15 protein-coding genes are annotated in these 13,616 nt (G+C 65.9%); 11 read left to right on the top strand and 4 right to left on the bottom strand.

Annotated features, from left to right (window positions below; translation table 11 throughout):
- Positions 1-83: 83 nt before the first annotated feature.
- A complete protein-coding gene (locus EV560_RS29095) occupies positions 84-2,117 on the top strand; it encodes a YgiQ family radical SAM protein (RefSeq protein WP_131859338.1) in 2,034 nt (677 codons plus the stop codon).
- A 58-nt stretch (positions 2,118-2,175) separates the two neighbouring features.
- Here the strand turns inward: EV560_RS29095 and EV560_RS29090 are convergent, their stop codons facing one another.
- Positions 2,176-3,450 carry an RsmB/NOP family class I SAM-dependent RNA methyltransferase gene (locus EV560_RS29090; RefSeq protein WP_248312255.1) on the bottom strand — a complete coding sequence of 425 codons (1,275 nt, stop codon included), beginning with the start codon at positions 3,448-3,450 and terminating at the stop codon, positions 2,176-2,178.
- A 335-nt stretch (positions 3,451-3,785) separates the two neighbouring features.
- Between EV560_RS29090 and EV560_RS29085 the strand changes: the two genes are divergently transcribed.
- From EV560_RS29085 to EV560_RS29050, 8 genes are all read left to right on the top strand, one after another.
- A complete protein-coding gene (locus EV560_RS29085) occupies positions 3,786-4,088 on the top strand; it encodes a c-type cytochrome (protein WP_131859336.1) in 303 nt (100 codons plus the stop codon).
- 260 nt (positions 4,089-4,348) lie between these two features.
- Entirely contained in the window at positions 4,349-4,477 is a 129-nt protein-coding gene (locus EV560_RS29080) for an SEC-C metal-binding domain-containing protein (protein WP_248312254.1), read from the top strand.
- A gap of 222 nt (positions 4,478-4,699) precedes the next feature.
- On the top strand, positions 4,700-5,518 hold the full coding sequence (locus tag EV560_RS29075; RefSeq protein WP_131859335.1) for an arylamine N-acetyltransferase family protein: 819 nt from the start codon (positions 4,700-4,702) through the stop codon (positions 5,516-5,518).
- Positions 5,519-5,623: 105 nt separating this feature from the next.
- Positions 5,624-6,127 (top strand): invasion associated locus B family protein, encoded by a 504-nt coding sequence (locus EV560_RS29070; protein ID WP_131859334.1) that lies wholly within the window; start codon positions 5,624-5,626, stop codon positions 6,125-6,127.
- A 79-nt stretch (positions 6,128-6,206) separates the two neighbouring features.
- Positions 6,207-6,422, top strand: a complete 216-nt coding sequence (locus tag EV560_RS29065; RefSeq protein WP_131859333.1) for a hypothetical protein — start codon at positions 6,207-6,209, stop codon at positions 6,420-6,422.
- Positions 6,423-6,519: 97 nt separating this feature from the next.
- Positions 6,520-7,236, top strand: coding sequence for an MgtC/SapB family protein (locus tag EV560_RS29060; RefSeq protein WP_131859332.1), 717 nt, complete (start codon positions 6,520-6,522; stop codon positions 7,234-7,236).
- A gap of 130 nt (positions 7,237-7,366) precedes the next feature.
- Positions 7,367-7,591, top strand: a complete 225-nt coding sequence (locus tag EV560_RS29055) for a hypothetical protein (RefSeq protein ID WP_131859331.1) — start codon at positions 7,367-7,369, stop codon at positions 7,589-7,591.
- A gap of 178 nt (positions 7,592-7,769) precedes the next feature.
- Complete coding sequence (locus EV560_RS29050; protein WP_131859330.1) at positions 7,770-7,991, top strand: hypothetical protein; 222 nt, start codon at positions 7,770-7,772, stop codon at positions 7,989-7,991.
- 12 nt (positions 7,992-8,003) lie between these two features.
- Here EV560_RS29050 and EV560_RS29045 read toward each other — a convergent pair whose 3' ends face one another.
- Positions 8,004-8,669, bottom strand: a complete 666-nt coding sequence (locus EV560_RS29045) for an RraA family protein (protein WP_465247048.1) — start codon at positions 8,667-8,669, stop codon at positions 8,004-8,006.
- A 228-nt stretch (positions 8,670-8,897) separates the two neighbouring features.
- On the opposite strand from EV560_RS29045, the gene EV560_RS29040 reads away from it, so the two are divergent.
- Both EV560_RS29040 and EV560_RS29035 read left to right on the top strand, forming a co-directional pair.
- Positions 8,898-9,530, top strand: a complete 633-nt coding sequence (locus EV560_RS29040; protein ID WP_131859328.1) for a pyridoxamine 5'-phosphate oxidase family protein — start codon at positions 8,898-8,900, stop codon at positions 9,528-9,530.
- Positions 9,531-9,569: 39 nt separating this feature from the next.
- Positions 9,570-10,535: a glycine reductase gene (locus EV560_RS29035; protein WP_131859327.1), complete on the top strand. Its 966-nt coding sequence runs from the start codon at positions 9,570-9,572 to the stop codon at positions 10,533-10,535.
- Between the two features lies 1 nt (position 10,536).
- On the opposite strand, the gene EV560_RS29030 is transcribed toward EV560_RS29035, so the two are convergent.
- Positions 10,537-12,123, bottom strand: a complete 1,587-nt coding sequence (locus EV560_RS29030) for an EAL domain-containing protein (RefSeq protein WP_131859326.1) — start codon at positions 12,121-12,123, stop codon at positions 10,537-10,539.
- A gap of 155 nt (positions 12,124-12,278) precedes the next feature.
- Positions 12,279-13,493 carry an amidohydrolase gene (locus EV560_RS29025; protein ID WP_131859325.1) on the bottom strand — a complete coding sequence of 405 codons (1,215 nt, stop codon included), beginning with the start codon at positions 13,491-13,493 and terminating at the stop codon, positions 12,279-12,281.
- Between the last annotated feature and the right edge of the window lie 123 nt (positions 13,494-13,616).

Genomic DNA, 13,616 nt, shown 5'->3' with positions numbered 1-13,616 from the left:
TCGCCAAGAGCGCCGCCTGCGGCGGCGTCTTCCTCCTTGGAGTTGGTTGAATTCGCGGTGGCGCCGCCCTATACGACGACGCCATGGAGACCATAGCCGTCGCCCAAAAAGCCATAGCTCCGTTGCTCGGCCGCGGGCAGCGTTCCGCAGGAGCGGCACCGTTCCTGCCGATGAACCGCGCCGAGATGGCGGCGCTGGGTTGGGATGCCTGCGACATCGTGCTGGTGACGGGCGATGCCTATGTCGATCATCCGAGCTTCGGCATGGCGATCATCGGCAGGCTGCTGGAGGCCCAGGGCTTCAGGGTCGGGATCATCGCGCAGCCCGACTGGCACTCGGCGGAGCCCTTCAAGGCACTGGGCAAGCCGACCCTGTTCTTCGGCGTCACCGGCGGCAACCTCGATTCGATGGTCAACCGCTATACGTCGGACCGCCGGCTGCGCCATGACGACGCCTATACGGCAGGTGGCGAGGGCGGCAAGAGGCCGGACCGCTGCACGATCGTCTATACGCAGCGCTGCCGCGAGGCCTACAAGAACGTCCCGATCGTGCTCGGCGGCATCGAGGCGTCGCTGCGCCGCATCGCGCATTACGATTACTGGTCAGACAAGGTGCGCCGCTCGATCCTGGCGGATGCCAAGGCGGATCTGCTCATCTATGGCAATGCCGAGCGCGCCGTCGTCGAGGTGGCGAACCGTCTTGCCGCCGGCGAGACGCCGCGCGACCTCGACTCCATCCGCGGCGTCGCGCTGTTCCGCCCTGTGCCCGAGCATTATACGGAGCTGCACGCCGACGATCTCGACTCGGCCGACGAGGGAGCGAGCCGCCGCCCCGGCGACACCGTGATCCGGCTGCCGGCCTTCGAGCAGGTCGAAGCGGACCGCGAGGCCTATGCGCGCGCCTCGCGCGTGCTGCACCGCGAGGCCAATCCCGGCAATGCGCGCCCGCTCGTCCAGCGCCATGGCGACCGCGACCTCTGGCTGAACCCGCCGCCCATCCCGCTGACCTCAGACGAGATGGATGCGGTCTACGACCTGCCCTATGCGCGTGCGCCGCATCCCTCCTATGGCGATGCGAAGATCCCCGCCTGGGATATGATCAAGTTCTCGGTGACGGTGATGCGCGGCTGCTTCGGTGGCTGCACCTTCTGCTCCATCACCGAGCATGAGGGCCGTATCATCCAGAACCGGTCCGAGGGCTCGGTCCTGCGTGAGATCGAGAAGATCCGCGACAAGACGCCGGGCTTCACGGGCGTGATCTCGGATATCGGCGGGCCGACCGCCAACATGTACCGGATGGCCTGCAAGGATCCGAAGATCGAGGCGGCGTGCCGGCTGCCATCCTGCGTCTTCCCCGACATCTGCCCGAACCTGAATACCTCGCATGACGATCTGATCCGGCTCTATCGCAAGGTCCGCGAGGTGAAGGGCGTCAAGAAGGTGATGGTCGCCTCCGGCGTGCGCTACGACCTGGCGGTGAAGAGCCCGGAATATGTCAAGGAGCTGGTGACCCATCACGTCGGCGGCTATCTGAAGATCGCGCCCGAGCACAGCGAGCGCGGCCCGCTCGACAAGATGATGAAGCCGGGCATCGGCACCTACGATCGCTTCAAGGAGATGTTCGACGCCGCGGCCAAGGAGGCAGGCAAGAAATACTACCTGATTCCGTATTTCATCGCCGCGCATCCGGGTACGACCGACGAGGACATGATGAACCTCGCGCTCTGGCTCAAGAAGAATCGCTACCGCGCCGACCAGGTGCAGACCTTCCTGCCCTCTCCGATGGCCACCGCCACGGCCATGTACCATACCGGCGTCAATACGCTGCGGGGCGTGCGGCGCGGGGCGAGCGACAAGGTCGAGACCATTCGCGGCACAAGACAGCGCCGGCTGCACAAGGCGTTCCTGCGCTACCACGACCCGGACAACTGGCCGCTGCTGCGCGAGGCCTTGAAGGAGATGGGCCGCGCCGACCTGATCGGCCAGCGCCCCGACCAGCTCGTGCCGTCCTATCAGCCGCCCGGGACCGGCAAGGCCGCCGAAACGAAGCGGCCGGTGCGCCCCAACAGCAGGGCGCTGAAATTCACGACGAAGGGCGTCCCCTTCCCGAAGCGGTGAGCGATCCCCGTGGGGGCGACGCTCCCTAGAGCCGATGCCAACTTCGCTCGAAAATGCTCTATGCGGGCGGTGGCTCGGCGGCGCGCTGCATGACGGCAGCGAAGAACCCATCGGTATCGTGGCGCGCGGGCGTTAGCGACAGATGATCGGGATGGGCCGAATTCGTCAGCCGGGGCGCGGCCTCGCGCAGCGGCACGGCACGAAAGGCGGGGTGCGCAGCGAGGAAAGCGGCCACCTGGTCCTCGTTTTCCTCCGATAGCATCGAGCAAGTGGCGTAGACCAGCCGCCCGCCGGGCTTCACCAGCCGCGCCGCACTCGCCAGGATCCGGGCCTGCAGCGCCAGCAGTCCATCCAGGCCCTGTTCCTCCGGTGCGCGCCAGCGTGCATCGGGATTGCGGCGCCAGGTGCCCGTGCCACTGCATGGCGCGTCCACCAGCACGCGATCGAAGCCGCCCTTGTGGCGTTTCACCCAGCGATCCGTTTCGCTGGCGAGAAGCCGGGTCTCGATATTGTGCAGGCCCGCCCGCCGGAAGCGCTCGGCGCTGCGCTTCAACCGGCCTTCCAGGATGTCGCAGGCGATGACATGGCCCTTGTTGGCCATCTGCGCGGCGATGGCCAGAGTCTTGCCACCCGCACCCGCGCAGAAATCGACGACGCGCTCACCCGGCCGCGCATCGACCAGCATGGCAACGAGCTGCGAGCCCTCATCCTGGATCTCGACCTCGCCGCTTTTCAGCATCGGCAGGCTGGACAATGACGGGCGCTTGTTCAAGCGAATGCCGTAGGGCGCCATGGCCGACGCCTCGGCCTGCAGGCCAAGATCCTGCAACGCACGCAACATGACCTCGCGCGTGGACTTGATCGGATTGACGCGCAGATCGAGCGGGGCAGCCGTCAGGAGCGCGACCATCTCGCGTTCGAAAGACTCGGGGAAACGGCGCCGCAAAGGGTCGAGCGCCCAGGAGGGACATTCGACGCGCACCTCATCCGGCATGGCCGGATGATCGATGGTGCAGCCCTGCAATTTCACCAGCAGCGCGCGCTCGTGATCCTTGAGGATGGCAGGCGCCAATTTTCCACCGGTGAACAGGCCCTGGGCCTGGTCCCGTGTCAGGCCCCGATCGAGCGCGAGCCATGCCAGCAGCCGGTTGCGCGGCACATCCTCGCACCCGTGCTTCGCCAGCCACCAGCCCAGCCGTGCGTGGTGCCGCAGCAGCGCATAGAGCAAATCGTGAATTGGACCGCGATCCCTGTCGCGGATATCGCGCCGGGCCCGAAACCACGCCGAAACGACAGCATCGGCGGGACGCGCGACACTGTCGACTTCACGCATCAGATCGAGAGTAGCTTGCAGATGGATAGCGGGGGACACGGAAAGACGATCAGGCGGGAGGATGCCGCAACATAGGCGATAGCGCTGGCGCTGACCATTGTTCGTGTGTGCCGCCGTGAACGATGGCAGCCGTCATTGCGAGCACCCGGGTCTTGCCTTCGGCAAGCCCGAGTACAGGCTCCACGAAGCAATCCAGGAGACGTAGAGCGCTACGAATCTGGTTTGCTTCGCTGCACTCGTAATGACGCGGTAGGGTTTTCGCCCCGCCAGCAGTGGAGTGGCGCAACGCGCGGGCGCTCTCTAAGCTCCGGCCCGATTCACGCTGGGAGGCGCTGGTGATCAGGCGGGTTGCGGGCCTTCTCGGCCTTGGATTGCTACTGGCTGCGGGCGGGGCTTCGGCCGAGCCGCGGTCTTCCCCGGTCGAGGCCTGCGCCTATTGCCATGGCGCCGACGGCATCGCGCGCGACACCGAGGTGCCGCATCTCGCCGGCCAGAACGAGCGCTATCTCTTCAACCAGATGCTTGCCTTCAAATCCGGCAAGCGCGTGCACAAGGAGATGCGCTACCTGGCGCGGCAGATGTCGACCGAGGAGATCGGCGCGCTCGCGGCCTATTACGCCTCGCTGCCACCGCGCTGAACGCGACGGCTTGCCCGGATTTGCGCCGCGGTTAGAGCATTTTCGAGCGAAGTGGCTACCGGTTCGCGTGAAGAAAATGCGTCAATGCAAACGGACAGAGCATTTCCGCACTTCGGAGAAGCGCGGAAATGCTCTAGGAAGGCGCCCCCGCCACAACCCGCAGGAGGGTGAGATGACCAGGAAGACCCGCCACTTCGCCGACCAGCCGTCCTTTTGAGGTCACGAGCAAGCGTCGCAGATCCTACCCGTCCGAGACGCGCGTGAAGCGCGGCGTGCGCATCGTCCATGGCGATATCGAACTGCACGAAAAGCTCGGCCGCAACGATCTCTGCGTTTGCGGCTCCGGGCGCAGATTTCAAGCGCTGCTGCATGGGAAGCGGCCGCTATGACGGCTCGGACAGGGACGACTACTTTCAGAGACTGAAGGGGCGCCAGAGCATTTTCGAGCGAAGTGGACACCGGTTCGCGTGAAGAAAATGCGTCGAAACAAAGGGTTGGAGAATTTTCGCGATTCGGAGAAGCGCGGAAATGCTCCAGCTGGCGGAGGCCGCAACCGGCCTCCGCCATCCCGGTCCGGCACGCGCCGGACGCCAGCAGACCGAGGCCCGATCATGACCTCTCTCGCCGCCGACGACCTCTTCGCCTATCTCGCCCGCATCGCCTATGACGGGCCGATCTCGCCGACGCGCGCGGCGCTGAACGCGCTGCAACTCGGCCATGTCCAGGCCATCCCCTTCGAGAATCTCGGCCCCCTCTCCGGCAATCCGCCGAAGCTCGACCTGCCCGCGCTGCTCCATAAGCTCGTGCGCTCGCCGCGCGGCGGCTATTGCTTCGAGCATAACCACCTGTTCAAGGCCGTGCTCGAGGCCTTCGGCTTTGCGCCCGTCCCGCTGATCGGCCGCGTACTGATCAACAGCCCGGAGGATGCGCAGACGCCGCGCAGCCACATGCTGCTCAGGTTCGATTGCGAGGGCGAGGACCTGATCTGCGATGTCGGCTTCGGCGGCCAGGTCGTCACCGGGCCCATGCGGCTCGTGCCGGATGTCGAGCAGGAGACGCCGCACGAGCCCTACAGGCTGGACCAGGACGGAAACATCTGGTCGCTGCGCGCCCTCGTCGGCGGGGACTGGCGGCTGCTCTACCGCTTCACACTCGATCCGACCTGGCCGATCGATTACGAGGTCGCCAACCACTATGTCGCGACCCATCCCAACTCGCATTTCGTCCAGAGGCTCGGCGTCGCCCGCGTGCTGCCGGGCGGCCGGCTCACCCTGCGCGAAGGCAAGCTGACCGAGCACCGGCTCGGCCAACCCTCGCTGGTGCAGGACATCGACGGCGCCGAGGTCACGCGCGCGGTGCTGGCCGAGCGCTTCGGCATCGCCGTGGCTGACGATATCTGGCAGCGCATCTGCGCGCGCATCGGGCTGTGATCCAGCCAGCCTGCGCCGCATGGCCGCACGCAATCGGACCGAATTCATTTACCTTGCGTTAGGCTTCGGGGTTTCATCCCTTGCTGGCGAAAAGGAGATGACACGATGCCACGGATAATCGTCCCTGCGTTCTGCGCAATCCTCGCCCTCGGCGGCGCTGCCCAGGCTGCGTCACCGAAAGATCTGGGGAAATTCGGCAGCTGGAATGCCATGTCTTATGGCGAGGGTGACGATACGCGTTGCTATATCGCCAGCCGGCCAACCTCGATGTCGCCGCCGCAGCTCAACCATGGCGACGTGGTCTTCTTCGTGCAGAGCCGCGACGACAAGGACGCCCACTCCGAGTCCAGCTTCCAGACCGGCTATAGCTTCGCCAAGGACTCGATGATCACGGTGAAGATCGGCGACGACAGCTTCCAGATGTTCACGCAGGGTCAGAGCGCCTGGCTGCGCCGTCTCGAGCGCGAGGGCGAGTTCCTGGCGGCGCTGAAGGCCGGCAGCTCGATGACGGTGGACGCAACCTCGGCCCGCGGCAACGGCACAAGCTATGTCTTCTCGCTCAATGGCGTCACCGCTGCGGCGCGCGTGCTGGAGCAATGCGACGACTGAGTTCGACCACCGGCTTTGCCGGGCGCACGCGGCGGGGTAGCCTCCGCCGCATCGCGGCCACGCAGACCGGGGACCAGCCATGCAGGACGCACTTCCCTCCCAGCTTCCCGACCAGGACATCCCGACCCATCCCGAGGAGATGAAGACGAGCTTCAACCTGCGGGTCGGAAAGAGCATCTCGCTGCAGGGCAGCGCCCGCATCACGCCGGCCGGCATCGTCACCGCCGGCATCACTGCCTGCGCGATCCTGCTGACCTATGGCTATCTCGCCCGCCCGCGGCGGTGGCGCTCCTGAGGCGTTGCCAGCGCCGCGCAGCGTTACGATACTGACATCCGCTTGATCGAATCTCGGGCCGCCGCAAGGGCGGCCTTTCTCATGCCGGGGGGCGAAAGTGCAGTTCATCGCCGCGTTCGAACTGCGGGATTTCCTCGATACCGTCGTCAGCCTCTCCGTCGCCTTCGTGCTCGGCACGATCATCGGCGCCGAGCGACAATATCGCCAGCGCAGCGCCGGCCTGCGCACCAATGTCCTGGTCTGCGTCGGCGCCGCCGTCTTCGTCGACATCGCCATGCGACTGCATGGCGCCGATGGCGCGGTGCGCGTCCTCGCCAATGTCGTGACCGGCATCGGCTTCCTCGGCGCCGGCGTGATCATGAAGGAAGGCATCAATATTCGCGGCCTCAACACGGCCGCGACCTTGTGGGCCTCAGCCGCGGTTGGCGCCTGTGCCGGCACCGACCGTGTCGCCGAGGCCGTGTTGGCGACGCTGATGATCCTCGCCTGCAACACGCTGCTGCGCCCGCTGGTCAACCGGATCAACCGCATCCCGATCGACGAGAGCGTTTCGGAGATGATCTACGAGGTGCGCGTCGTGGCGGAGAACGGCCATGTCGAGGAGGCGCGCAAGGCGCTTTTCGCGGAGCTCAAGCGAGTTAACTATCCCGTCGCCGACATCGATCTCGACAGCAGCGCCGAGGACACGACCGAGATCGTCGCGACGCTGGTCAGCAGTTCGGTCGTCGCCAGCGAATTGAATTCTGCCATCGACAGCCTGCGCGCGTTGAGGGGCGTCAGCCATGCCGGCTGGGAGGCCAGCACGAGCGAATAGCGTTCCGGACCCTCAGAGAACCCCGTGTGGCACGATGACGACGCCATCGACTCGCCGAAGACGAAATCGCCGCGCGCGACGCAGCGGGGTAGCCTCCGCCGCATCGCGGCCACGAAGACCAGGACCAGCCATGCAGGACGCGCTTCCCTCCCAGCTGCCCGACCAGGACATCCCGACCCATCCCGAGGAAATGAAGACGAGCATCAATCTGCGGGTCGGAAATAGCATTTCGCTGCAGGGCAGCGCCCGCATCACGCCGGCCGGCATCATCACGGTCGGCCTCACCGTCTCGGCGATCGCTTTCGCCTTCGGCTATCTCGCGCGCTCGACGCCGCGCTGCCGCACCTGGCGCTAGAGCATTTCCGCGTTTCCCCGAACTGCGGAAATTCTCTATCTATTTGTTTTGACGCATTTTCTTCGCGCTAGCCTGTGTTCGCTTCGCTCGAAAATGCTCTCGATCCTTGTTTTTGCATCGGCTTTTTCCGAAAACCGCAATCCACTTTTCGGGCCGATGCGCCAATGAGGAGAAAGCCGTGACGACGACGCAATATTTCGATCGGGTCATCGTCGATGTCACGGACCGGTCCGAGCCGATGGAGGTCGAGCTCGGCCGCTCGTCCTATTGGGGCGACGAGAACCTGATCTACCTGACGGTCAACGATCAGTCCCTGATCATGGACGATGCGACCGGCCGCGCCCTCTACGAGGCGATGATGAAGCTCGGTTCCTATCTCGGCTATGATCAGGGCCGCTAGGATCTGCTGGCCTCAGAGAACCCCATGCCGCTCGAAGACGGCGCGCAGGCTGTCGCCGGCCAGCAATTCCTCACGCGTGGTGTCCTCGGCCTCGATCTTGGCCAGCGCCAGCTTCACCGCCTCCACGGCAATGGCCTGCGGCACGATGACGACGCCATCGACATCGCCAAAGACGAAATCGCCGGGCGCAACGCGGGCGCCCGCGACCTCGACAGGTTCGTCCGAGGCCATCATCTCCGCCCTGCCCTTGGTGTCGAGCGGGCCGATGCCACCATGGAAGACCGGGAAGCCGAGCTCGCGGATGCGGCGCACGTCGCGCACAAGCCCATCGGTCAGGCAGCCGGCCGAGCCGCGCACCTTCGAGGCGGTGGTGAGCAACTCGCCCCAGGGCGCGATCCGGTCGGTCGGCCCGTCGCAGGCCAGCACGGCGACCTCACCGGGCTTCAGGCTGTCGATCAGGTCCATTTCCAGGGCATAGGGATTGTGACCCTCGGGGAAATGATAGCGCTTCATGTAGAGCCCGGTCCGGGCGAAGCCGCACAGGATCGAGGCATCGTCCAGCGGCCGCACGAAGGGTTTTACCGCCTGGTTGGGATAGCCGAGCTGGTCGAGCACATCGGAGAGCACGGCGGAATAGAGCCTGGACTTCAGGGCGTCGAGATCGAAGATTTCGCTCAAGGCTGGCATCGCGGTTCCCCCTCGCCGCCAGATTGTTGCGCGCTCCATCCCGGGTCAAGCCCAGGGCATTTCCGAGCGAACTGGACACCGGTTCCCGTGAAGAACATGCGTCTACCCAAATGGATGGAGAATTTTCGCGGTCCGGAGAAACGCGAAAATGCTCTGCCGCAACCGCAGATGGCGTAGCCGGCAAGGAGACGCTACGGTCCACCAGAACGCAGCGGGGCGATGACGATGACAACCGAACCGACCGATCTGATCGACGATGCCGACGCGCTGCGCGCCCATTTCGGCCCGGTCAACCCGCTCGCCGAGCGCAAGCTGCTGACGCGGCTCGACCAGTTCTGCCGCGACTTCATCGCGCTCTCGCCCTTCCTCGTCGTCGCCAGCAGCGACGGCCAGGGCGGCGCCGATGCCAGCCCGCGCGGCGACGCGCCGGGCTTCGTCCGCGTGCTCGACGACAGCACGCTGCTGATCCCCGACAGGCGCGGCAATAACCGCGTCGACACGTTCGGCAATATCCTCGCCGCGCCCGGCATCGGCCTGATCTTCATGGTGCCGGGCATCAACGAGACCTTGCGGATCAACGGCCGCGCCAGCGTGACGCGCGATTCCGCCCTGCTCGAGCCCTCGACGGTCCGGGAGCGGCCGGCCTTGACCGGTCTCGTCGTCGAGATCGACGAGGTGTTCTTCCATTGCGGCAAGGCGCTGATCCGCTCGAAGCTGTGGGATCCGGCGGCTCAGGTCGAGCGCAACAGCTTCCCCTCGCTTGGCCGCATCATCGCCGAGCAGACCAAGGCGATCAGCGTCGCCGAGTCCGAGGCCAATCTGGAAGAGGCCTATCGCTCTCGGCTCTATTGAGAGCGTATGATTGCTGGGCGACCGCACCGGGATGTTCCGATGGCCGGGGGACCTGTCGAAGGATTGGGATTTGCGGCCGCGCATGACGCGCCGCTCCCCTATATGCAGCGTATCCGCGACTACTATCTCGCGCTCGGATATGGCGCGCCCTACGAGTGGGCCCATTACGCGGACGTGCCGTTCCAGAAGCTGCGCAAGCCATTGGCGCAATGCCGCGTCGCGCTGGTGACCACGGCCGCGCCTCACCAGCCGGACAAGGGCGACCAGGGTCCGGGCGCGCCCTATAACGCGGCCGCGAAATTCTACACGGTCTATTCCGGCGATACGTCGCTGGAGCATGACCTGCGCATTTCGCACCTCGCCATCGACCGGACCCACACGACGGCCGAGGATTCCGGCAGCTATTTCCCGCTGGCTGAATTGCGCCACGCCGCGGCGCGAGGCCGGATCGGCTCGCTCGCCCCGCGCTTCCACGGCCTGCCCACCAATCGCAGCCACCGGACGACGCTCGACGCGGACTGCCCCGAGCTCGTCGAACGCTGCCGCGCCGACGCGGTCGATGCGGCGATCCTCGTTCCCAACTGTCCGGTTTGCCATCAGAGCGTCAGCCTTGCCGCGCGCATGTTGGAGGCGAATGGAATTGCGACGATCGTGATGGGCTGCGCCAAGGACATCGTCGAATATGTCGGCGTGTCGCGACTTCTGTTTTCGGATTTCCCACTCGGAAATGCCGCAGGCCGCCCGAAAGACGCTGCCTCGCAAGCTGCCACGCTCGAGCTTGCCCTGGCCGTGCTGGAGGCGGCGCCAGCGGCGCGCACCACCGTGCAGTCGCCGCTGGTCTGGAGCGCAAATCCCGACTGGAAGCTCGATTACCAGAACCCGGACCGCCTCTCCGCCGAAGAGATCGCCCGCCGGCGCGCCGAGTTCGATCGGCAGAAGGCGGTGGCCAAAGCCCTGCGCGACGACCTCGACCGGAGCGGATCCGCGGCCAAACTAAGGAGATAGATCAGGCCGCGCGCCGAATCGGAACCGGACCGGAGCCGAGCCGCTCACGACTGCTGCGGAGGAAAACCAGGAATTCCTGCGCCGGCAGCGGCTTCGAAAAGAGCCAGCCCTGCCCGAAATCGACGGCATGTGCGAGCAGGTAATCACGCTGGGCCTCGGTCTCCACGCCTTCGGCGACGAGAACGAGGTTGAGCTCCTGGGCCATTTCGATGATGTGCCCGGTCACCGCGCTCGTCGCCGCGTTGAGGCCGATCGTGTCGATGAACGACTTGTCGATCTTGAGCGCGTCGAGCGGCAGCCCTTGCAGATATTGCAGGCTGGAATAGCCGGTGCCGAAATCGTCGATCGCGACCGCATGGCCGAGCCGGCGCGCCTCGGTGATGGTCTCGCGCGCAGCCCCGATATCGACGAAACCACGCTCGGTCGCCTCCAGCCAGATCTGTTCCGGCCGGATCGCGGTCGGCGCCAGCGCCTTTCCGATCACCGGAAGCACCCGCCCGGTCGCAATGTCGCCGGCACTCAGGTTGACCGCGATATGCAGCGAGCGATCGGCCGTGAGAGCGGGGCCAAGGTCGCGAATGATCGCCGCGACCACCTGATCGGTGATCGGCAGGATCAGCCCGCTCTCCTCCGCCAGCGGGATGAAGAAGTCGGGCCTGACGAGCACGCCGTCCGGACGCTGCCAGCGCACCAGCGCCTCGGCGCCGACGCAGATGCCGGTCTTGAGCGAGACGATCGGCTGATAATGCACGATGAATTCGCGCTTCTGCACCGCGAGCGTCAATTCGCCAAGCGGGGACAGGCGCTTGCGCGAGAACCAGACGACCAGCCCGACGATCACCGCAGCCGTGAACAGGCCAAACGGCAGCAGCAGCAATTGTTGCTGCCTCAGGCTCTGCATGATCGTCTCGCGCGGCGCGCTGGCGATCGCCGTCCAGTCGGCATCATGAGCCACCGCGAAGAGATGCTGGTCGTCCATGCCATTATGCGGCCGGGCCAGAAGATTGCTCAGCAACACGCGATCCGGCTCGTTCAGCTCACCGATCAGGACGCTCTTGTCGGTGGCGATGGCCAACCTGATGCCGGGATCGGCGATGATATCGACGAAGCGCACCGGATCGATCAGCACATTATACGCGCCGCGCTGCAGCGCCATCAGCGGCTTCGCCCCGGTCACCAGCGGCTGCATCCGCACGATGACGTCGATCCCGTCGGCCGTGACATAATCTCCGGTATCGCGCGGTATCTCTGTCTCGGTCAGGCCCCAGGAGGTGCATTTCAGCAGCCCGCCCGCGAAATAGCCGACCTCCTCGACCGAGCGGCTGTCGACCGCCAGGCGCCGCATCTGCGCCATATGCTCGCTGGAGCATGGCGCAAGCGTGGAGGCATCCATCGCGGCCAGGACCGACCGGACATCCGAGAGCGAGCGGTTGGCGCGGACGATCGCTCTGTTGGCGAAGAGAGCGAGCCGTTCCTGCTCGCTCCGCACGGCCAGATGCCAGGACGCATAGAAGACCGCGGCCATCGGCACGGCGGCGCCGATGAGGGCGAGCAGCACGGCGGCGATGATGATGCGGGACCGTTTCACCCCTTTGCCTTCGTCGCTCCGTCGCCCCTAAGCCCTGGAAGGATTCTATCCCACCACCATGACACGAAAAAGGGCGACCGCACGCGCGATCGCACTCCACGGACAATCCGGCCTTCCGCCTTTCCCGAAAAATCGAGCGATGTCAGTGCGCTCCCTCAGGCCGCGACCGCCCTCAGGTCCTGCCCCAGCTCTTCATTGACGATGTTCACCCAGTAGCGGATCCCGTCCGGAATGATCGCGTCGTTGAAGTCGAAGAGCGGCGTATGCAGGCCGTTGAAGGAGCCGTCCTCCTTGACGCCGTTGCCGATCCGCATGAAGGCGCCGGGCTTGATCTTCATCATCTCGGCGAAATCCTCGCCGCCGGTGCCGGGGCGGATCTTGCCGTTGACGTGCTGGGCGCCGACCGAAGCCGAAGCAGCGGCCACCGCGACCTCGACCTGCTCCGCCTTGTTGAGCAGCGCGCTCGGGCCGCGGCGATAGCTCGCTTCCGCCGTACAGCCCCAGGCCTGGGCGGTGGCCGTGGCGATCTCGGCAATGCGACGCTCGATCAGGTCACGGATTTCCGGGGCGTAGGTGCGGGCCGTGCCGCCAATGGCGAGCTCGGCCGGGATGACGTTGGAGGCCTCGGTCGAACCGCCATGGATATAGCCGACGCTGATCACCGCGGTGTCGAGCGAAGGCACATTGCGGCCGACGATGCCCTGAAGACCGAGCACGAAATGCGCCTGGGCATAGGTGATATCGGTGGAGAGATGCGCCTGCGAGCCGCCATGGCCGCCGACGCCGCGGAAGACCACCTGCCAGCTATCGGCCGCCGCCAGCATCGGACCGACGCAGGTGCCGAACGTACCGGAGGCCATGCCCGGCGAATTGTGCAGGCCGTAGATCGCGTCGCAGGGGAAGCGCTCGAACAGGCCATCCTCGAGCATGGCGACGGCGCCGCCGCGCCCCTCCTCCGCCGGCTGGAAGATCAGGTTCACGGCGCCGGAGAAATCCGGGTGCTCGGCGAGGTAGCGCGCCGCGCCGAGCAGCATGGTGGTGTGGCCGTCATGGCCGCAGGCATGCATCTTCCCCTGATTCTGCGAGGCGTAGGGCAGCCCCGTCTCCTCGACCAGCGCCAGCGCGTCCATGTCGGCACGCAGGCCGATGGCGCCCTGGCCCGGGCGTTTGCCCTGGATGACGCCGACGACACCGGTGCCGCCGACCCCCTCGGTGACCGCGATACCCCATTCGCGCAGCTTGCCGGCGACGAGCGCGGCGGTGCGGTGCTCCTCGAGCCCGAGCTCGGGATGAGCGTGGATATCGCGCCGGATTGCCGTGAATTCGGCATGGTGCTCGCTGAGCCAGCTGTCGAGCCGCGTCGTCGTCATGGTGGTCCGTTCCCTTGTCTGTGCAGTCGCCCGGCAGGCATGATGAAGCCTGCCGGGACGCGGCCCGCGACAGGCGCGGAGCCGACCAGCCATTCGAGGAGCCGGCAACGATTTTGGCAAGAG

It is taken from the genome of Allobosea sp. BK604 (assembly GCF_004341515.1).
In the GTDB taxonomy this organism is placed as follows: Bacteria; Pseudomonadota; Alphaproteobacteria; order Rhizobiales; family Beijerinckiaceae; genus Allobosea.
This window is presented reverse-complemented; position numbering and strand designations above follow the sequence as displayed.